The organism is Rhodoblastus acidophilus (assembly GCF_009720655.1).
GTDB lineage: Bacteria > Pseudomonadota > Alphaproteobacteria > Rhizobiales > Beijerinckiaceae > Rhodoblastus > Rhodoblastus acidophilus_A.
The window spans coordinates 106,985-125,071 of the sequence record NZ_WNKS01000013.1; the positions used below are offsets into that span (position 1 = coordinate 106,985).

19 protein-coding genes and 1 tRNA gene are annotated in these 18,087 nt (G+C 64.4%); 8 read left to right on the top strand and 12 right to left on the bottom strand.

Going from position 1 to position 18,087, the window contains the following annotated elements; translation table 11 throughout:
• Window positions 1-73: 73 nt before the first annotated feature.
• Window positions 74-721, top strand: coding sequence for a BON domain-containing protein (locus GJ654_RS14140; protein ID WP_155446815.1), 648 nt, complete (start codon window positions 74-76; stop codon window positions 719-721).
• 76 nt (window positions 722-797) lie between these two features.
• On the top strand, window positions 798-1,946 hold the full coding sequence (locus GJ654_RS14145; RefSeq protein WP_155446816.1) for an alkene reductase: 1,149 nt from the start codon (window positions 798-800) through the stop codon (window positions 1,944-1,946).
• A 500-nt stretch (window positions 1,947-2,446) separates the two neighbouring features.
• On the opposite strand, the gene GJ654_RS14150 is transcribed toward GJ654_RS14145, so the two are convergent.
• The 4 genes from GJ654_RS14150 to egtB all read right to left on the bottom strand — a co-directional run bounded on the left by GJ654_RS14150 (window position 2,447) and on the right by egtB (window position 6,965).
• Entirely contained in the window at window positions 2,447-3,973 is a 1,527-nt protein-coding gene (locus tag GJ654_RS14150; protein ID WP_155446817.1) for an FAD-dependent oxidoreductase, read from the bottom strand.
• 75 nt (window positions 3,974-4,048) lie between these two features.
• The gene (locus GJ654_RS14155; RefSeq protein WP_210350839.1) at window positions 4,049-4,495 is read right to left on the bottom strand and encodes a CHRD domain-containing protein; all 447 of its coding nucleotides are present in this window, start codon (window positions 4,493-4,495) and stop codon (window positions 4,049-4,051) included.
• 293 nt (window positions 4,496-4,788) lie between these two features.
• A complete protein-coding gene (gene egtD, locus GJ654_RS14160) occupies window positions 4,789-5,727 on the bottom strand; it encodes an L-histidine N(alpha)-methyltransferase (RefSeq protein ID WP_155446818.1) in 939 nt (312 codons plus the stop codon).
• Window positions 5,724-6,965, bottom strand: coding sequence for an ergothioneine biosynthesis protein EgtB (gene egtB, locus GJ654_RS14165; protein ID WP_264586256.1), 1,242 nt, complete (start codon window positions 6,963-6,965; stop codon window positions 5,724-5,726). The genes egtD and egtB overlap by 4 nt, the downstream gene beginning before the upstream one ends.
• 121 nt (window positions 6,966-7,086) lie before the next feature.
• Between egtB and GJ654_RS14170 the strand changes: the two genes are divergently transcribed.
• Complete coding sequence (locus GJ654_RS14170) at window positions 7,087-7,266, top strand: hypothetical protein (protein WP_155446819.1); 180 nt, start codon at window positions 7,087-7,089, stop codon at window positions 7,264-7,266.
• The gene (locus GJ654_RS14175; protein ID WP_155446820.1) at window positions 7,263-8,324 is read left to right on the top strand and encodes an AI-2E family transporter; all 1,062 of its coding nucleotides are present in this window, start codon (window positions 7,263-7,265) and stop codon (window positions 8,322-8,324) included. The genes GJ654_RS14170 and GJ654_RS14175 overlap by 4 nt, the downstream gene beginning before the upstream one ends.
• 4 nt (window positions 8,325-8,328) lie before the next feature.
• Here the strand turns inward: GJ654_RS14175 and GJ654_RS14180 are convergent, their stop codons facing one another.
• Window positions 8,329-8,724: a hypothetical protein gene (locus GJ654_RS14180; protein ID WP_155446821.1), complete on the bottom strand. Its 396-nt coding sequence runs from the start codon at window positions 8,722-8,724 to the stop codon at window positions 8,329-8,331.
• Entirely contained in the window at window positions 8,721-8,990 is a 270-nt protein-coding gene (locus GJ654_RS14185; RefSeq protein ID WP_155446822.1) for a hypothetical protein, read from the bottom strand. The genes GJ654_RS14180 and GJ654_RS14185 overlap by 4 nt, the downstream gene beginning before the upstream one ends.
• A gap of 158 nt (window positions 8,991-9,148) precedes the next feature.
• Between GJ654_RS14185 and GJ654_RS14190 the strand changes: the two genes are divergently transcribed.
• Together GJ654_RS14190 and GJ654_RS14195 are read left to right on the top strand one after the other, a co-directional pair.
• The gene (locus GJ654_RS14190; RefSeq protein WP_155446823.1) at window positions 9,149-9,949 is read left to right on the top strand and encodes a response regulator; all 801 of its coding nucleotides are present in this window, start codon (window positions 9,149-9,151) and stop codon (window positions 9,947-9,949) included.
• 27 nt (window positions 9,950-9,976) lie between these two features.
• Window positions 9,977-11,290: a sensor histidine kinase gene (locus GJ654_RS14195; RefSeq protein WP_155446824.1), complete on the top strand. Its 1,314-nt coding sequence runs from the start codon at window positions 9,977-9,979 to the stop codon at window positions 11,288-11,290.
• A 4-nt stretch (window positions 11,291-11,294) separates the two neighbouring features.
• Here GJ654_RS14195 and proB read toward each other — a convergent pair whose 3' ends face one another.
• From proB to rplU, 5 genes are all read right to left on the bottom strand, one after another.
• Window positions 11,295-12,428 carry a glutamate 5-kinase gene (gene proB / locus GJ654_RS14200; RefSeq protein ID WP_155446825.1) on the bottom strand — a complete coding sequence of 378 codons (1,134 nt, stop codon included), beginning with the start codon at window positions 12,426-12,428 and terminating at the stop codon, window positions 11,295-11,297.
• A 511-nt stretch (window positions 12,429-12,939) separates the two neighbouring features.
• The gene (gene obgE / locus GJ654_RS14205; protein ID WP_155446826.1) at window positions 12,940-14,010 is read right to left on the bottom strand and encodes a GTPase ObgE; all 1,071 of its coding nucleotides are present in this window, start codon (window positions 14,008-14,010) and stop codon (window positions 12,940-12,942) included.
• A gap of 215 nt (window positions 14,011-14,225) precedes the next feature.
• The gene (locus tag GJ654_RS14210; protein ID WP_155446827.1) at window positions 14,226-14,786 is read right to left on the bottom strand and encodes a GNAT family N-acetyltransferase; all 561 of its coding nucleotides are present in this window, start codon (window positions 14,784-14,786) and stop codon (window positions 14,226-14,228) included.
• A 151-nt stretch (window positions 14,787-14,937) separates the two neighbouring features.
• Window positions 14,938-15,219 (bottom strand): 50S ribosomal protein L27, encoded by a 282-nt coding sequence (gene rpmA / locus GJ654_RS14215; RefSeq protein WP_155446828.1) that lies wholly within the window; start codon window positions 15,217-15,219, stop codon window positions 14,938-14,940.
• Between the two features lie 69 nt (window positions 15,220-15,288).
• The gene (gene rplU, locus GJ654_RS14220) at window positions 15,289-15,603 is read right to left on the bottom strand and encodes a 50S ribosomal protein L21 (protein WP_155446829.1); all 315 of its coding nucleotides are present in this window, start codon (window positions 15,601-15,603) and stop codon (window positions 15,289-15,291) included.
• Window positions 15,604-15,947: 344 nt separating this feature from the next.
• Between rplU and GJ654_RS14225 the strand changes: the two genes are divergently transcribed.
• Window positions 15,948-16,037, top strand: a tRNA-Ser gene (locus tag GJ654_RS14225).
• Between the two features lie 98 nt (window positions 16,038-16,135).
• Window positions 16,136-17,848 carry a DUF6538 domain-containing protein gene (locus tag GJ654_RS14230; protein ID WP_196305565.1) on the top strand — a complete coding sequence of 571 codons (1,713 nt, stop codon included), beginning with the start codon at window positions 16,136-16,138 and terminating at the stop codon, window positions 17,846-17,848.
• Between the two features lie 45 nt (window positions 17,849-17,893).
• On the opposite strand, the gene GJ654_RS20980 is transcribed toward GJ654_RS14230, so the two are convergent.
• On the bottom strand, window positions 17,894-18,087 hold a 194-nt coding region (locus GJ654_RS20980; RefSeq protein WP_210350840.1), incomplete at its 5' end, for a hypothetical protein.

The following is an 18,087-nucleotide window of genomic DNA, read 5'->3' on the forward strand; positions in this document are numbered from 1 at the left end:
CACCTGCTCGTATCCAATTCGGGTCATGAAGCGATGTGCGGCGCCGCTCTGATTTCGAACCGGGAGATAAGTCATGTCCAACGACAAAGTTCTGAAACAGGCCGTACTCGATGAACTGGAGTGGGATCCGAGCGTGAACGCCGCGCATATCGGCGTGTCCGCGAAAAACGGAATTGTGACCCTGATGGGTCACGTTGAATCCTATCCTGAAAAATTCGCCGCCGAAAAGGCGGCGCGGAAGGTCAATGAGGTCAAGGGGGTCGCCGAGGAAATCGAGGTGCGCCTGCCGTTCGAAGTGAAACACGGCGACGAGGAAATCGCCGCCGCGGCGATCGACCGACTGAAATGGAGTTCGACGATTCCGCGCGACGCCGTGAAGGTGAAGGTGGAAAAAGGCTGCGTCACCCTGACGGGGGAAGTCGACTGGCATTACCAGCAGAATGCAGCGACGGAAGATGTTCGCAGACTTTGGGGAGTCGTGGGCGTTTCCAATCAGATCACCCTTAAGCCGAAGCCGAACGTGTCGAACATCCAGGACAAAATCAAGGTCGCGCTGAACCGTTCGTGGTTCGACCCCGCGGCGATCACTGTGTCCGCCCACGGCGGCACGGTGAAGCTGACGGGAGATGTCCATTCCCTGGTCGAGCGGGACGAGGCGGATGCCGCGGCATGGGCGTCGCCAGGCACGATGTTTGTCGAGAACAACATCTCCGTCGTCTGAAAACCAAGATCCCGTGACCCTGTGGGAACAGGGTGACGGGTTATTGCTTATAGAACCGATGATCAGGAACCGCTCGATGACCCGACCCCACCAGACCCGCTCCGCGCGCGCAGTGTTCGAACCCGCGCAAGCCGGCGCATTGAAACTCGCCAATCGCATCGTCATGGCGCCGCTCACCCGCAACCGCGCCGCAGAAGACTTGAGCCCCGGACCTTTCGCCGCCGAATATTACGCGCAGCGCGCCTCAGCCGGCTTGATCATCGCCGAGGCCACGCAGGTGTCCGCGCAGGCGCAAGGCTATGCCAACACGCCCGGCTGCTACACCGACGCACAGGTCCAGGGCTGGAAGAAAGTCACGGAGGCCGTGCACGAAAAGGGCGGGACCATCGTGGTGCAGTTGTGGCATACGGGCCGCGTCTCGCACACCAGTTTCCAGAAGGACGGCCAAGCGCCCGTGGGGCCTTCCGCCATAAGAGCGCGCACAAAAACCTTCGTCGCCGGCGAGGGGTTTGTCGACGTTTCGACGCCTCGCGCGCTGGACCTGCGAGAGATCCCCGGCATCATCGAGGACTTTGGCAACGCCTGCTCCCGCGCCATCGAAGCCGGTTTCGACGGCGTGGAATTGCACGGCGCCCATGGCTACCTGCTCGACGCCTTTCTGCGCGACGGGACGAACCATCGCACCGACGCCTATGGCGGCCCCATCGAAAATCGCGCGCGGCTGTTGCTCGAAGTTGCAAGGGCTTGCGCGGACGCGATCGGCGCCGAGCGCCTGGGCGTTCGACTCTCTCCGGTCTCGACCGCCGGCGATTCCCACGACAGCCATCCGCAGGCGCTTTTCAATCATGTCGTTGAAGGCCTCAACCCGCTGGGCCTGGCCTATCTCCATGTGGTGGAGGGCGAGACGGGCGGCGACAGGGATAGCATGGCCTTCGACTATGAAGCCCTCAGCGCGCGTTTCGACGGCGCCTGGATGGTCAATAACGGCTACGACCGGCAGATGGCGATCGACGCCGTCGTCAGCGGCCGCGCCGATCTCGTCTCCTTTGGCCGCCCGTTCATCGCCAATCCGGATCTCGTCGAGCGTCTGAGCCAGAACGCGCCTCTCAACAAGCTGATGGGACAGGAAACGTTCTATGGTGGCGGCGCTCACGGCTACACCGATTACCCGACGCTCAACCCCGATCACGTCGCGACGCGTTCTGACGTGACGGCTTCGGTCTGAACGCGGCGCATTGCATCGCGTGACTTCACGCCTGGACTCGGATCATCCGATCAAGGTCAAGTCGTCACGCCCGGCCATTGTCGATTTCTCGAGCGCATCTGGTGAAAACCTGTTCGCCGAATGCGCTTCAGGTTTTTGATTTTTAGCGTTTTCTTCACGCGAACCGGCATCCGCTTCGCGTGAAGGCGCTTTAACCCATGAGCATCATGACCCCTCCATTCCCCTGTTGCGCCGCATGCCCCGCGGGCGACAATGATCTCCAGTTGCTGTCGTCCCGGTCGCGTCGAACAGGCTATGCGATTGCCTTGCGATGCCCACGTTGCGGATGTTCCTGGACAGCTGAAATTCCGTTTTCGGACGCCAAAAGGATCAAGGGCGCCGCCAGTTGGAGGGTGGTGAACACCACCCCACGCGGATGAAGCCGAGACCGCGACCGCGCGAGGGGCGCGGACAGCGAGCGTCCGCTCATGGGAAATGCGCGCGCGAAAAGAAAAAAACCGTCAGCACATTGCATTCTGTTCCATCGTCCATTCCGCTTTGAGACTTTCGAGGTCGCGGTAAATCGAGGCGACGGCGAGCACGCGACCCTGTTTCTTGTACTTGATCAGGCAGTCCCGTCCCGCGATGTCGCCGCTGATCGCCATCTCGTCCCACTGTTCCGCGTGACCGACGTAATTGATCGGGACGTCATAGTGCTGGCTCCAGAAGAACGGCACGGCGTCGAACGGCTCGCGCCGCCCCAGCATATTGCGCGCGACGGTCTGACCCTGACGTTCCGCCACCACCCAATGCTCGACCCGGATGTTCTCCCGGGAATGCGGATCGGGCCAGCGCGCGATATCGCCAGCGGCAAAGACGCCGGGGATGCTGGTTTCGAGATGGGCATTGACGACAACGCCGCGATCGAGCGCGAGGCCAGCCTGTTCAGCCAGCGCCAGTCGCGGCCGCACGCCGACGCCGACGACGATGAAGTCGGCCTCCAGCACGCCGCCGCTCTTGAGCGTCGCGCGCTTGCCATCGATGGCGAGCACGGTATCGCCGAGATGGAAGACGACGCCATGGTCTTCATGCAGCGCGCGCACGAAATCGCCCATTTCGGCTCCAAGCACGCGCTCCATCGGGCGTTGCTCCGGCGCGACCACATGGACCTCGATGTCGCGCGCGCGTAAAGCCGCCGCCGCCTCCAGCCCGATGAAGCTCGCGCCGATCACAACGGCGCGGCGCGCGCCGACAGTGGAGGCGATGATGGCGCGGCAATCGGCGAGGGAGCGCAGCGTATGAACATGCGGCTGGTCGGCGCCCGGAATCGTGAGACGCACAGGTTCGGCGCCGGTCGCCAGCAACAGGCGATCGTAGGAAACAGCGCCGCCGCCAGCGACGATGACGTTTTTCGTCTTGGTGTCGATGGAGACGACTTCAGTCTTCAAGCGCAAGTCGATGGCCGCCTCGTGATAAAAACTGTCCGGGCGCAACGGCAGCCAGTCTTCCGGAGCGCCGCCGGCAAGATAATCCTTCGACAGGTTGGGACGATCGACCGGCGCCGCGCTGTCGTTGCTCAACATGACGATGCCGCCGCGAAACGCCTGCCGCCTCAACATTTCGGCAGCACCGAACCCGGCGGCGCCGCCCCCGACGATCACAATTTTTTCGGGCGCGTCTGCGGGCGCTTGGCGCTGCGGCTTTGGCAGCTCGCGCTTTCGGCGGACGAAGATGCGATCGCCCTGCCTCTCGACCTGCCAGACGGAGAGCGGGTTCAGCGCCGGCGCGCGCGTGGCTTCACCGGTTCTCAAGTCGAAGCAAGCGTGATGCCAAGGGCACCGGATGCCGTCGCCGACCACAAGGCCATCCGCGAGCGGCGCGTGGTAATGACTGCAATAGGCGTCGATGGCGAAAATCTCCGGGCCGGAGCGCACCAGCAAGACGTCCTGACCGCCGACATGACCGAGCAAGGTGTCGCCGGCAAAGTCGTTTTGCGAGATACCCTGCGTGAGGTCGGGACCCGCTGGCGACCCATGCTCTTCGCTCATGTTCATTTCTCCCTCATTGGAACAGCGGCATGAAGCGCTTTCCGGCGCCGCGATCCAGATGGTGTTGTGAACGACTCACTTCACTGGAGCGATCAGACCCCGGATTTCGCCTGAAGGATTCTTTTGCGTATGGACATTGACGTACCATTCGCCATCGGTGACGCTTTTTGCCTGCTCTGGCGTCAGGATCGCCGAGCCTTTCACCGGACTGACGGGAACGACGCCTTTCTCGACGAGCCAGAGCACGGGCGGCGCATTTTTGCCGGGCATGGCCGGACCATGAAAATGCACCATAGTGGCGGGCCCGGCGAGGTCGCCGAATTTGAGCGTCCAGGACAACGCGCGAGTCGCGGGGTCCAAGGCGAGCACGACCTTTTCCTTTCCGGGGGTTTGGACCGCCGGAACTTCATCGGCGCCAGAAAGAATGGCGGTCATCCTGGTCTCGGACAAGGCTTGGGTCGCCAGCAGCGCGGGCAGGATGCTCATGATCACGGAATTGCGAAAGGAATTCAGAATGGCCATTTCCATCTCTCCAAGATTCACAATCCGTCGGAACAGAAATATCTGTCCCTTGGTGAAAAGGAGTCGCCGCGCTCACGCTTTTGCGTAACGCGCGCTTGAGCGATTGAGTTCCTGATATCGTTGGACGAGACGTGTCGGCGGCGCTTTTATTCCCGCGTCCGCCCATGTCCGCGCCGGTCAAGGCGTGATCGCCTTTGATGAGATCAGACAGATGTCGCGCGACATCACGCGGATCGGGGTCTCCGGCTCTTTTCGCCGTCGTCGGCGGGCGGCGCGCCGATCGGCGCCGGTCTTTAGCCGGCGTCCAGCCCGAGCACGGCGAACTGAGGGTCGCGCCAGCATCGCGCCAGCCGCCAGCCCGCTGCTTCCGCCAGCGCCGCGAACCCGTCGAGATCGTATTTGCGCGAACTTTCGGTGTGGATGGACTCGCCCGCCTGAAATGCAAAACTTCGGCCCGCCGCCGGAATCTTGCGCGCGTCGAGGCTGACCAGATGCATTTCGACGGCGGACTCCGCCTCGTTCCAGCGGGCCTCATGCTCGAACCTGTCGAGGGGAAAGCCTCCATCCAGCTCGCGGTTGATCCGTTCCAGCAGATTCAAGTTGAAGGCGGCGGTGACGCCCTCGCTGTCGTCGTAGGCGTTGAGCAGGGTTTTGCGGTCCTTCTTGAGATCGACGCCGATGATCGCCCGGCCGCCCTCGACATGAGCCCGCATGCGCGTGAGGAAGGCGATGGCCTCGCGTCGGTCGAGATTACCGATGGTCGAGCCGGGAAAGAAGGCGACACGCGGTCCACGCGGCAAGTCGGGCAGGTGGAACGCGCCGGTGAAGTCGGCAAGGACAGGCGAAATTTTTAAAGACGTAAACCGGCGGCCAATGCGCTGCGTCGTGCACAAGAGTTCGTCACCCGCAATATCGATTGGGACGTAGAGCCGAGGCGCGTCGAGCGCGTCAATCAGAAGTTCGGTCTTGATGCCGGCGCCTGCGCCATATTCCAGCAGCGCCGCGCCCTCGCCGCAGAAGCGGGCGATGTCCGGCGCGTGGCGCGACAAAATCGTCGTCTCCGCTCGGGTGGGGTAGTAATCTTCAAGCCGCGTGATCGCGTTAAAAAGTTCGCAGCCGCGGGCGTCATAGAGCCAGCAACTCGGCAGAGTTTTTCGCGGCGGGGACAGGCCCGCGAGGACGGCGTCGCGAAAAGCCTCGTTCCAGCGGGTTTGCGTATCGAGTTCCGTCATGAGTCCTCCGCCAGGCGCACGCCCGAAAACTGCCACCGGGCGTCGGGCGGAAAAAAGTTTCGGTAAGTGGCGCGAATATGCGTTTTGGGGCTGACGCAGGAGCCGCCGCGCAGCACGAACTGCCCGCACATGAATTTTCCGTTGTATTCGCTCGCCTCGCCTTCGGCGGGGCGGAAGTGCGGGTAGGGCGAGAAGGGGCTTGATGTCCATTCCCAGACATCGCCGAACATTTGGCGCAAACCGGCGCCTTCGGCGGCGGCCGGACGCAGCCGCCCGGACTCCAAAAAATTGCCGCGCATCGGCAGGTTTTCCGCCGCCAGCTCCCACTCCGCTTCGGTCGGCAGGCGTTTTCCCGACCAGCGCGCGAAGGCGTCGGCCTCGAAATAGCTGATATGCGCGACTGGCGCGGCGGGATCAACGCGGCGCATGCCGGACAAGGTCATGGTCCAGAACGCGCCGTCGCGCTGTTCCCAATAGAGCGGCGCAGTCCAGCCCTCAGTGAGACATTTGGCCCAGCCTTCGGACAGCCACAACAGCGGGTTGCGATAGCCGCCCTCATCGATGAATGCGATCCATTCCGCATTGGTGACCTGCCGGTCCGCGATCCGGTAGGGCGGCACGAAAACGCGGTGGCGCGGGCGCTCGCAGTCGTAAGCGAAATGTCTGTCGCCCGCGCCGATCTCCGCGAGGCCGCCGTCAAGGGGCAGGAAGCGCACGGGCGCGCTCTCGCCCGCCTCGTCGGACGCGCGCTCCTTGTAGGCCGGGCGCAGCGGGCTTTGCGCGAACAGATGCAGGATGTCGGTCAGCAGGAGCTCCTGGTGCTGGCTCTCGTGATGGCGGCCGAGTTCGATCAGCTCCAGCGCCGCTTCGGAAGGCGCGCGCTGACAAAAATCTTCGATCGCGCGGTCCACATGGTCGCGATAGGCGCAAATTGTTTCGAGCGTGGGTCGCGTGAGCATGCCGCGCCGGGGTCTGGGGTGCCGCGCGCCCAAAGCCTCGTAATAGGAGTTGAACAGGTAGCCGAAGGCGGGATCGAAGGGCGTGTAGCCCGTCGAGAATCGCTGCAGAACCATGGTCTCGAAGAACCAGCTGGTATGCGCCAGATGCCATTTGGCGGGGCTGGCGTCCGGCATGGATTGCACGGTGGCGTCGGCGTCGGACAGCGGAGCGGCAAGCGTGCGGCTGAGCGTGCGCGTGACCTGGAACTGGCGAAATATTTCGTGATGTCGCGATGACACGGGACCTCCGCGGCAAGAGCCACGTTAATCTCTTGGCGGCGCGGAAGTTCCGTTGTTTGCATCGGTTCCGCTTGCTTGCGGCGCCGGCGCGACCATTTCAGAAGCAACACGGAGACGAAACATGGCCGAAGCCAAGCCGCGTGCGGAAAAACGCCAGAAACCCAAAGAGGACAAGAACAAGACCTCCGAGAAGAAGCAGCCCTGGGATGAGGTGGCGGAGGCGTCGTGGGAGTCCTTCCCCGCGAGCGACCCGCCTGCCTACACCATGCGCCGCCCCAAGGAGAAACGCGGCGAGCAGTGAACAAAATCGATCCTCTGGACAGGCCCGACGTCGACGCGGGCCAAATGGGCCGCCTCGGCGATTACGCCGCCATCGGGCTGTTCACGCTCGCCATATTCGCGGTTCTGAAGACGGCGGGCGACGTGATCGCGCCGATCGTCGCCGCGATTTTTGTCGGCGCGATCCTGTCGCGGATCGCGGAGCGCCTCAACCAGCTTGGTCTCCCCTCCGTCGTCGCCAACACCCTGGTGGTGGTCTGCGCGGTCGCCCTCGGCCTGCTGCTGATCGCGGGTCTGGCCGAACCCCTCGCCAGCCTGGTGGCGCGGGCCCCGGACATGGCCCGGGCCGTGGCCGACATGAGCCAGCCGCTGGCGCAGCGCCTGAATCGCCTGCTCGGCGAATTGGGGCACAGCCACGCCGGCGCTCCCGCCGGTCCCGGCCTGGGCGACGCGATGGGTTGGATCACCGCCTTTCTCGGCCGCCTGACGCCGGCTCTGGAGGGCCTTCTGATCTTTTTTCCCTGCCTGGCCTTCTTCGTCGCCGGTCGCGACTCCATGCGCAAGCAGATGGTGCTGGCCATGCCCAAGCGCGCCAGCCGTCTCTCCACGCTGAAGACGATCGCCGCCGTCGAGCGGGCGCTGTCGCAATATTTCGCCACGACGGCTCTGGTTTACGCCTCGGTGGGGGCCGTCACCGGCGCGATCGTTCTGGCCTTTGGCCTTTCTCAACCGCTGCTGTGGGCGGTCATGACTTTTGCGCTCGGCTACGTTCCCTACATTGGAGTATCGCTGATCGCCCTGGCGCTGACGGTCGCGGGTCTCCTGACCTTCCAGGGCCTATTCGCCTTGGCGCCAGCGGCGCTCTATCTCGCGGCGCATCTGTTCAGCGAGTTCGTCATCATGCCGACGCTGCTGGGCCGCCGCTACGAAATCAACCCGTTCCTCATTTTTCTCGCCATCGTGTTCTGGGGCTGGATGTGGGGACCTGTCGGCGCGATTCTTGCGGTTCCGCTGCTGGTCACGGCGCAGACGGTGGCGGACGCGCTGATGACGGAGCCGGACCGCGCCGCCTTGCCCTGAAACCTCAATCTGTCCTGCGGGCGCTACGCAGCGCGAAATAGGTCGCAGCGGCCGTCGACGCGAGCCCGATCAGCTTGGCGTTGCGCAGGCCGAACCGCAGCGCCTGTGGCGCAAGGGCGACGACCGCGCTGGTTCGGACCGCCGTCGTCATCCGCTCGACGCCGCCGCCGATCAGCGCCCGCCCGGTCAAACCAGCAGCCAGGGCGACAAGCAGCGAACCGCCCGCCACGCACAAGGCCGCAAGACGCGGTTGCATGGAGTCGAGCAGGGCCAGATAGGCGGCGCCGGCGAGGCAAGCGAAGGCCACCAGCAGGGCGAGCGCCGCAACAACCGCAAAGCCGGCGCCGAAAGCAATGGAGCGCGCCGCGCGCACCCGGAGGGAGGGCCCGCCCTCCGTCATCGGCGGCGTCCCCCGAACGGCCATGGCGCGAACAGGAAACCCGCGGCGGCGAGCGAAACCAGCGGTCTCGACGCCGCCGCGCGCTCAAGCGAATCGACGACATATTCGCTCATGGTGTTGGCGAGGTTGGCGAACCACTCGGCGACCTCGGCCGCGTCGCTCCTGCGCTCTTGCGCCGCGTCTCCCGTATCGGCCACTTCAGCCGCGACCGCGCGGACCACGGCTTCGTTCAAGGCTTCGCCTTTGGCGTCTGGACCGATGGTCATGCTTGTCCTCCGTTTGACCGCAAACGCCGCTCCCAAAACATTGTTCCGAGCCGTGCGCGCGCCGATTTGCTGGAGCGCAGCTTTTTTTGCTAGCTTTCGGGAACCGAACCCACGTCCAAGGTGTTTCGTGAGGTGAGTGAGTCGGGCTGGAGTTACTGATGTCCCTTTCCGCGCTTGTTGGTCCGCAGCTTCCCTTCCTTCGCCGCTATGCGCGCGCGTTGAGCGGCAGCCAGGCGAGCGGCGACGCGTATGTCGTCGCCATGCTTGAAGCCTTGGTTGAGGATCCCACGCTTTACGATACCGATTGCGAGTCCCGCGTCGCGACCTATCGCGCCTTTTCCCGCATATGGAACGCGCTGCCGCTCAATGGCGCCGCCCCCACGCGCTACGCCGGGACGACGGCCGAACGCCGTGTTGAAGGGATCACGCCGCTGCCGCGCCAGGCGTTTCTGCTCACCGCCGTCGAGGGGTTCACCTCCGAGCAGGCGGCGCAGGTGCTGGAGCGCACGCCTGAAGCCCTGTCGCGGTTGATCGAGGACGCCGGCCGCGAGATCAGCGATCAGGTGGCGACGAGCGTCCTGATCATCGAGGACGAGCCGATCATCGCCATGGACCTCGAAAGCATCGTCAAGGGCCTGGGACATCAGGTCTGCGGCAACGCCCGCACCCGCGCGGAAGCGGTGGAAATGGCGGAACGGCTGCGGCCGGGCCTCGTGCTGGCGGACATCAGGCTCGCCGACGGCAGTTCGGGCCTCGACGCGGTCCAGGACATCCTGAAATCCTTCGCCGTGCCGGTGATCTTCATCACCGCCTATCCGGAAACCCTCCTCACCGGCAAGCGGCCGGAGCCGACCTTCCTGATCGCCAAGCCCTTCGAGGAGGACATGGTGCGCGCCGTGGTCAGCCAGTCCCTGTTCTTCGACGCCAAGGCGGGGCGGGAGCCGGCCAACGCGGCTTGATCGGGCGGGCGAACGCGAGACGAGGCAATGCGATTTGTATCGAACATTGCCGCGGGGATTGCGTGCTTCTCCGGAGCTTTGGCCGTTCTGGTCTACTTGCGCCGCCGCGCGTCGCTCCTGGAGGACGCCCGCAGCGTCGCCTGGTTCGCCATCGCCGGGCTCGCGGCCTTTGGCCTTTCGCGCTTTCTTGACGCCTTCATGATCTACGCCCCGGGCTCGGCGCTGATGGAGAGCCTCGAAATCGTCTCCGTGGGCGTGGCGCTGACCCTTTCGCTCGCCTTCTGGGGGCTGATCCCCGGATTGATCGCCCTTCCCTCTCCCGGCGACCTCATGGCGGAAAACGCCAGGCTCGAGAAGGCTGTCGCCGAACGGACCCGCGACCTCGACGAAGCCAACCAGCGCTTTGTCCATGCGCTGAAGACGACGCGGGTCAGCATGGCGCAGCAGGATCTCGAGCTGCGCTATCAATGGGTCCACAATCTGCCGAGCCCGCTCGACACAAGACCCATCCTCGGCCGCCTGCCGAGCGAAGTGCTCCCGGCCGAAGCCCTGAAGACGGTTCTCGACGCCAGCAGGCGCGCGCTTGAGCAGAAAACCCTGGTCCAGAACGAACTGGCGGTAACGCTCGACGGAGGCGCCCGCTATTTCGACCAGTCGATCGAACCGCTGTGGCGTGACGGCGAAATCGTGGGACTGCTGACCACCGCCATCGACGCCACCGAACACCGGCGCCGCCAGGACGAACTCACCTTTTTGCTCAGCGAACTGACCCACCGGACCAAAAACCTCCTCGCCGTCATCCAGGGCATCGCGCGCCAGTCCAGCCGATCCGCCACCGACGTGCAGAGTTTTGTGCAGAAATTCAACGGGCGCATCCGCGCGCTGGCGCTGACCCACGAATTGCTGGTGGAGACCCGCTGGCGCGGCGTTGACCTTCGGCAATTGCTCACGGCGGTCTGGAAGGCGGTCTGGCCGGCGGCCGGACAGGCCGTCGTGCTGCGCGGTCCGCCTTATGTCCTCAGTCCCGAATGCGCGCAAAACGTCGCCCTGGCGGTCCACGAAATGGCGGCCAACGCGGCGTCACACCTCGACGGCTCACGCGCCGCGCCCACGGTCTTTATCAGTTGGGCGCCGGTGTCGGAGGATGGGTTCGCCGGCGTCGAACTGATCTGGCGAGAAAAATCGCCGACGCGTTCGGCGCCTGAGCCCGACTTCGGCTTGACCCTGGTCGAAGACCTGTTGCCTCGCGCGACGGAAGGCCCCTCCCGCATTGTCTACGACCAGACGGGCCTGCTGTGGACCCTGCGCATCGACGACAAGCAGCTCAGACTGCCCAACTGAACGGTCACTCGATCGGGTCGCCGGCGAGGACGAGGTCGTCGCGGTGGATCATTTCGGTGCGGCCTTCGACGCCAAGCACGTCGGCGATGTGGCGGGAATTGCGGCCGATGACTTTTCGCGCCATGCCGATGTCATAGCCGACCAGCCCGCGCCCGATCTCGCCGCCGTGCGCATCGCGCACGATGACGCTGTCGCCGCGCGAAAAATCGCCCTCGACGGCCGTGACTCCGGCCGGCAACAGGCTGGCGCCCGAAGCGAGCGCCCGCGCGGCCCCGTCGTCGATGGTCACGACCCCCTGCGGCGCCAGCGACCCCGCGATCCATTTTTTTCGCGCCTTCACCGGAGTGGACGGCGTCAGGAACCAGGTGCAGGGCGCGCCCTTTGCGATCCGGCCGACCGGATTGTTCTGGCGTCCGTCGGCGATCACCATATGGGCGCCGCCGGAGGTGGCGATTTTGCCGGCTTCGATCTTGGTGCGCATGCCGCCGCGCGACAGTTCGGAGGCCGCGCCTCCGGCGAAAGCCTCGATTTCGGCAGTGATGCGCGGCACCACGGGGATGAGTTTGGCGTCCGGGTTTTGCGCCGGCGGCGCGTCGTAGAGACCGGTAATGTCGGACAGCAGGATCAGCAGATCGGCGGAGGCCATGGTCGCCACCCGCGCCGCGAGCCGGTCGTTGTCGCCATAGCGGATTTCGGCGGTCGCCACCGTGTCGTTCTCATTGATCACGGGCGCGGCGCGCAGCGCCAGCAGCCGCGAAACGGTTTCGCGGGCGTTGAGATAGCGGCGGCGCTCCTCGGTGTCCTGCCAGGTCACAAGGATTTGCCCCGCGACAATGCCGCGCTTGGCGAACGCCTCGGCCCAGATGCGCGACAAGGCGATCTGGCCGACGGAGGCCGCCGCCTGGCTGTCCTCCAGTTTTAGAGGCCCTTGGGGCAGGCCGAGCACGGAGCGGCCAAGGGCGACCGCGCCGGAGGAGACAACCAAAATATCGGCGCCGGCGCCATGGAGCTCCGCGAGATCGTCGACGAGCGCGTGCAGCCAGTCGCGCCGCGCCTCGCCGCGCTTGCTGTCCACCAGCAGCGACGACCCGACTTTGATGACAATGCGCTTGAAATCTTGGAGGCTGGGCAGGGACATTCCGGTCTCTTGAGCTGTCCGGCGCTCGCCCATGTGCGAAAGCTCCGGATGATCATCAGCTGAGCGAAGCGAACGCAAAGGCGTTTGGGTTTGCTTCGCTCAGCTCATGACGGCTTTAAGCATTGCCGCCCGTCGGCACAAGCCTGAGCCGCCCTCGCAAACCGCCTCCAGCCGGCAAATGACGAAAAGTGAAAATTTTTTGGGGGGCTTGACAAACGCGCATTTTGTTCATGATACGTTCCACGTGAAACGTTTTCATGACAACAGTCTGATTTTTATGTACTTTTCCGGCGAGACGCCGCGTCCGCCCCACGCGCCTGCCGTCACAACCATAAAGTTGTGAGTGCGAAAACCAACGCGTTTTGATCGCTTTTTCGCGAAAAATCGCAAAAAATCGCGCAAATGCGATCACATTTTGCAAAAGGTTTTCAACCGAAGGTAGAAAAATCCGAATCCGCCGCCTTCAGCCCGACGCGACGGGCGCCAAAAGCCGCCGCGCCGGATCGGCCCGTCAGGGCCGCCATTCCGGCGCGGGCGCGGCCTCGGACTCCGCGCGTCGTTTCTCATCGACAAACGCCAGCACCGCCCGCAAGGCGTCGGTGACGCCCTCGCCGGCGACAGCGGAAATTTTGAGCGGCGCGCGCGGCTTTTCGCCCTCCGGCAACACCGGCCCCGCGCTCTTGATCGCCCGTTTCAGCCGCTCGACCTGCTGCTTCAGCGTTTCCGGGTCGAGCGCGTCCACTTTGGTCAGCGCCACCACTTCCGGCTTTTCGTCGAGGCCGTGGCCATAGGCCTCCAACTCGCCGCGCACGATTTTATAAGCCTTGCCGGCATGCTCGCCGGCGCCGTCCACCAGATGCAGCAACACGCCGGTGCGCTCGACATGACCCAGAAAACGGTCGCCGAGACCGTGGCCCTCATGTGCGCCCTCGATCAGGCCGGGGATGTCGGCCATCACGAATTCGCGCCCGTCGCAGTTCACGACACCCAGATTGGGGTGCAGGGTGGTGAAGGGATAGTCGGCGATTTTCGGCCGCGCGGCGGAGACAGTCGCCAAAAACGTGCTTTTTCCCGCATTGGGCAGCCCGACCAGACCGGCGTCGGCGATCAGCTTCAGGCGCAGGATGATCTCGCGCTCCTCGCCTTCCTGGCCCGAATTGGCCCGGCGCGGCGCGCGATTGGTCGAAGTGGTGAAATGGAGATTGCCGAACCCGCCATTGCCGCCCTTGCAGATGACCACGCGCTGGCCGACCTCGGTGAGATCAGCAATCAGGGTTTCGCCGTCCACCTCGAAAATCTGCGTGCCTTCCGGCACTTTCAACACAGCGTCGGCGCCGCGCCCGCCCGCCCGGTTCTTGCCCATGCCGTGCATGCCGGTCTTGGCTTTAAAATGCTGCTGGTAGCGATAGTCGATCAGCGTGTTGAGGCCCTGGACGCATTCGGCGACGACATCGCCGCCGCGTCCGCCGTCGCCGCCGTCGGGACCGCCGAACTCGATGAATTTTTCGCGCCGGAACGAGACGCAGCCCGCCCCGCCATCGCCGGAGCGGACATAGATTTTGGCCTGGTCAAGGAATTTCATTTTTTCTTCTTTCTGGCCGGCTCTGAAAAACGCGTCCCCCCGGCAGCCCCAGCAGCCCCATCCTGCGGAGCCCCCGCCAGGGGCGTCAAGTAGCCCTCATCCTGAGGAGCCCGCGCCAGCGGGCGTCTCGAAGGACGAGGGCGGTCCACGGATGGCGGCCCGCCACAGCGCGCCGCGCGAAAACGCTTAGGCTCTAGCCGATGGCGCGCTCCGCCTCAAGCGGCGCGGGCCCAGCTTTCGCGGTCAAGCGCAAACAGCAGCGCCTTCGCGCCGGCATGACGGCCCGGCGCCGGCGCTTCGCCGACCGGCTGAAAACCGATGCGGCGCAACACGGCCTGCGACGCGGCGTTTTCCGGCAGCGCGGCGGCGGTGAGCGCGTGCGCCTTGGTGACGAGGAAGAAGGCGTCGATCATGGCGCCCGCCGCCTCGGCGGCGAATCCGTGTCGCCAATGCGCGCGGCCCAGCCAATAGCCGAGATTGAACCCGTCCGCGCAAGGCTCCAGCCCGATCATGCCGATGGGAGAACGGTCGCCGCCCTTGCGCGTCATGACCAGACGCAAATGGTGGCCGGCGCTGTTGCCGCAGCGGCTGTCGCGGACAAATCCCGCCGCGTCCTCCAGGCCATAGGGGTGAGGAATGTAGGCGGTGAGGCGCGCCACCTCCCAGTCGCCGGCAAGCGCCGCGAGGACGGGCGCGTCCGAGGCTTGCGGCCAGCGCAGCCAAAGCCGGCGCGTTTCGAGACGAAAAACGTCGTCGCGGGCGAGATCAGGAAACATGGAGACACTCCAGTTCGCAAGCAAAAGGGGAACGCGCGCGTCCCCCTGGCAGCTTGGAGCTGGATGTCTTCGCACCCGATATCTGGGCTTGAAAACCGGGCCTTTCGGCCTCCCGGGGACTGAGCGCCGGGAGACCGTTTCATCTCCCGAATTATTCTGCGGCTTCGGCCGGTGCTTGGGCCGGGGTGGCGGCGACGGTAATGACCGAACGGGCGCCCTGGGACTTGAATACGACCTTGCCGTCGACGAGGGCGAACAGGGTGTGGTCCTTGCCCATGCCGACATTGGCGCCGGGATGCCATTTGGTGCCGCGCTGACGCACGAGGATGTTGCCGGCCAACACCGCTTCGCCGCCGAATTTTTTCACGCCAAGGCGACGACCGTCAGAGTCGCGCCCGTTGCGGGATGAACCGCCTGCCTTTTTGTGAGCCATTGTCCTGCTCCGAGATCCTTAACGCCGCATGCGCGGCCGAGTTCCTGTTTGATGAAGTTTTCGCGCGCGTTACGCGGCGACGACTTCGAGAATGCGCACGACGGTCAGATCCTGGCGGTGACCACGCTTGCGCTTGGAATTCTTGCGGCGGCGCTTCTTGAAGGAGATGACCTTCGGGCCGCGGGCCTGCTCGACGATCTCGGCGGTGACGGAGGCGCCGGCGACGAAAGGCGCGCCGATGGTGGCGGCGCCGTTGTCTTCGACGAGCAGAACGTCGGAGAATGTAACCTTGTCGCCGGCATTGCCTTCGAGCGACATGACGGTGATCTGTTCATCGGCGGCGACGCGATACTGCTTGCCACCGGTCTTGATGACTGCGAACATCGTTTTTCCTCGTGTTCTTTACCGGTCTGCGGTTTTGGCGCGACCGGCTTCTTTGCAGCTGAACCAGCAGGGATAGGTTTGGACGCGAGGCCCGAAACCCGGATGGACGGCCGCCTTTGCGGGGCAAAGACTAGAAATCGCGGCGGAGCGCCACGATAGACCGTCTGGCTTCATAGACGTAAGAGGCGCGCCAAGTCAAGGGCGGAGTCAAGGGCGGATCGGCGGGGCGATGGCGTTGGCGATCTTTTCGTTTTTGCTTGCGTTTGAGCCTTGCGTTTTTGCGTAGGAGCGTGTTATTGCGCCGCCTCACCACCGGCGAGCCTTGCTTGCTGAGCACCTGGATTGGAGAGGTGGCTGAGTGGTTGAAAGCACCGCACTCGAAATGCGGCATACGGGCAACCGTATCGGGGGTTCGAATCCCTCCCTCTCCGCCAAAAATACTTGAAACCTGATGTTTACCGGGTTTCCCGCACAGTAGGAACGCGTATCGCCGCCGATTGATACACAACGGTGGTACACAATGGCGTTCCGAATGGCCACTCCGTGGAAGCACCCGAAGACCGGCGTCTACTGGTTCCGCAAGCGCGTTCCCGACGATCTGCGCGCCGCCGTCGGCGCCACCATCTACCAGCGGACCCTGCGGACCAAGGACCCCGAAGAAGCGAAGAGCCGATTCTTGGCCTTGGCGTCCGAGATCGACGACGAATGGCGTCGGTTGCGGCGAAACGCCAGGCTCAACGCCGTCGAAAAGCCTGCGGCGCTCACGAAGAAGCAGATCAACGGAATCTGCGGCGAGTTCCACAAGTGGATGGTCCTGCGCTACGAAAACCAGCCGGAGCAACTGAGCGGGTGGAAGCAAAGGCTCGAACACCTGAGGGCGTCGACCGGCCCAAGGGCCAGACGCTTCGGCGTCGGGTTCCACTTCGACGCGGAACTCCGGGCCTTCCTCGCCGAGAGGCAGATCGTCGTCGACGACCCCTACGAATACTCGACGCTCGTCTGGTCCACCGGCAAGGCGGGCCTGATGGCCATGGAGAGCCTGGTCGCGAGGACCGAGGCCGGGGACTGGTCGGACCACGACGGCCTGAAGAAGTTTCCCAAGTGGGAGCAGGTCGAGCCGACCTTGCCGGTGACTTCGCGGATGCTGGTGGTCGACGTGGACTGGGAGCAGTTCAAGACCGACTCCACCCTGAGCCCCGCGACGGTCAAGGCCTGGCGACCGATGCTCGACAAGCTCACCGCCTTCGTCGGCCGGGCGAACATCGCCGGCGTCGCCCGCAAGCAGGTCGTCGAGTGGAAGGATTCCCTGCTCGCCAAGGGGCTGAAGCACAAGACCGTCGCCGAAGGCTATCTCGCGGCGGCGCGAAGCTTCTTCAACTGGGCGCTCGAACGGGAGAAGGTGCAGTCCAACCCGTTCGCCGACGTGAAGATGCGGATCCCGAAGGAGACGAAGCTCCGGCCCAAGTCCCTCCAAGACGAGGAAGCCAGGCTGATCCTGTCGGAAACGCTCCGGCCCGTGGACGGAAGGACATCGGACGAATTCGGGGCGGCCAAGCGCTGGATTCCGTGGATCATGGCCTACACGGGCGCCCGTGTGAACGAGATCACCCAGATGCGCGGCTGCGACCTCCAGCTTCGCAGGCTTGAAATCGAGGTCGACGACAAGAAGAGCGTCGAAGATGTCTGGGTGCTCAAGATCACGCCGGAAGCGGGCAGCGTTAAGAATTTCGAGGCGCGCGACGTTCCCTTGCACCCGCACCTGGTCGAGCAGGGCTTTCCCGACTTCGTGAAGAAACACGGCTCCGGTCCTGTCTTCTATGACCCGAAGCGCCGCCGCGACGGCTCGGACCTGCGCCCTCAATACCAGAAGGTCGCGGACAAGCTCGGGGAGTGGGTGCGCGAGATCGGCATCAAGGACGAGGGCGTCAGCCCCAACCACGGCTGGCGCCATCGCTTCAAGACCAACGCGCGCAAGGTGCGGATGGACGTCGAGATCCGCGACGCCATCCAAGGCCACAAGCCGAGGACGGAAGGCGAATATTATGGAGAGGTGCCGGTCGAGGCAAAATGGATCGAGATTCAGCGCCTGCCTAGAATCGAGGTCGCGAATCCTGTCGAAGAGAAGCCAGGCGCCGAACGCCGGAAGCTAAAGAGCGAGGCCCGCATGATGACGGCCCGCCGCGCCAAGGCGAGAGGGAACGCCGCTGCGAAGCGCAGGTCTACGGCGGCGCGCCAAGACGCCTGACATCCCGTCCCGTGTGCGAGCAATGGCAGTGTTTTGATGGGCTTTTCAGACGAGAAAGCCCGACAGATCCTCGCCGACGCGCTGGAGTGCGACAGACGGGGAGACGGAACAAATGACTGCGGCAAGGCGCTGGGTTCCTTGGCTGGCCGCCTTCTCAGGCGCGTAACTACCCACGGTCGAATCCCGCGAAGTGACTTTTCTGGCGCGGCGGCTTTGGCCGCGTTCGCCTGGTGTCAGTG

Excerpts from the sequence above, each read along its gene's own strand:
- GJ654_RS14140 (WP_155446815.1), top strand. The coding sequence starts at position 74 with ATGTCCAACGACAAAGTTCTGAAACAGGCCGTACTCGATGAACTGGAG.
- GJ654_RS14145 (WP_155446816.1), top strand. The coding sequence starts at position 798 with ATGACCCGACCCCACCAGACCCGCTCCGCGCGCGCAGTGTTCGAACCC.
- GJ654_RS14150 (WP_155446817.1), bottom strand. The coding sequence starts at position 3,973 with ATGAGCGAAGAGCATGGGTCGCCAGCGGGTCCCGACCTCACGCAGGGT.
- GJ654_RS14155 (WP_210350839.1), bottom strand. The coding sequence starts at position 4,495 with ATGGCCATTCTGAATTCCTTTCGCAATTCCGTGATCATGAGCATCCTG.
- egtD (WP_155446818.1), bottom strand. The coding sequence starts at position 5,727 with ATGACGGAACTCGATACGCAAACCCGCTGGAACGAGGCTTTTCGCGAC.
- GJ654_RS14170 (WP_155446819.1), top strand. The coding sequence starts at position 7,087 with ATGGCCGAAGCCAAGCCGCGTGCGGAAAAACGCCAGAAACCCAAAGAG.
- GJ654_RS14180 (WP_155446821.1), bottom strand. The coding sequence starts at position 8,724 with ATGACGGAGGGCGGGCCCTCCCTCCGGGTGCGCGCGGCGCGCTCCATT.
- GJ654_RS14185 (WP_155446822.1), bottom strand. The coding sequence starts at position 8,990 with ATGACCATCGGTCCAGACGCCAAAGGCGAAGCCTTGAACGAAGCCGTG.
- GJ654_RS14190 (WP_155446823.1), top strand. The coding sequence starts at position 9,149 with ATGTCCCTTTCCGCGCTTGTTGGTCCGCAGCTTCCCTTCCTTCGCCGC.
- GJ654_RS14195 (WP_155446824.1), top strand. The coding sequence starts at position 9,977 with ATGCGATTTGTATCGAACATTGCCGCGGGGATTGCGTGCTTCTCCGGA.
- proB (WP_155446825.1), bottom strand. The coding sequence starts at position 12,428 with ATGTCCCTGCCCAGCCTCCAAGATTTCAAGCGCATTGTCATCAAAGTC.
- obgE (WP_155446826.1), bottom strand. The coding sequence starts at position 14,010 with ATGAAATTCCTTGACCAGGCCAAAATCTATGTCCGCTCCGGCGATGGC.
- GJ654_RS14210 (WP_155446827.1), bottom strand. The coding sequence starts at position 14,786 with ATGTTTCCTGATCTCGCCCGCGACGACGTTTTTCGTCTCGAAACGCGC.
- rpmA (WP_155446828.1), bottom strand. The coding sequence starts at position 15,219 with ATGGCTCACAAAAAGGCAGGCGGTTCATCCCGCAACGGGCGCGACTCT.
- rplU (WP_155446829.1), bottom strand. The coding sequence starts at position 15,603 with ATGTTCGCAGTCATCAAGACCGGTGGCAAGCAGTATCGCGTCGCCGCC.
- GJ654_RS14230 (WP_196305565.1), top strand. The coding sequence starts at position 16,136 with ATGGCCACTCCGTGGAAGCACCCGAAGACCGGCGTCTACTGGTTCCGC.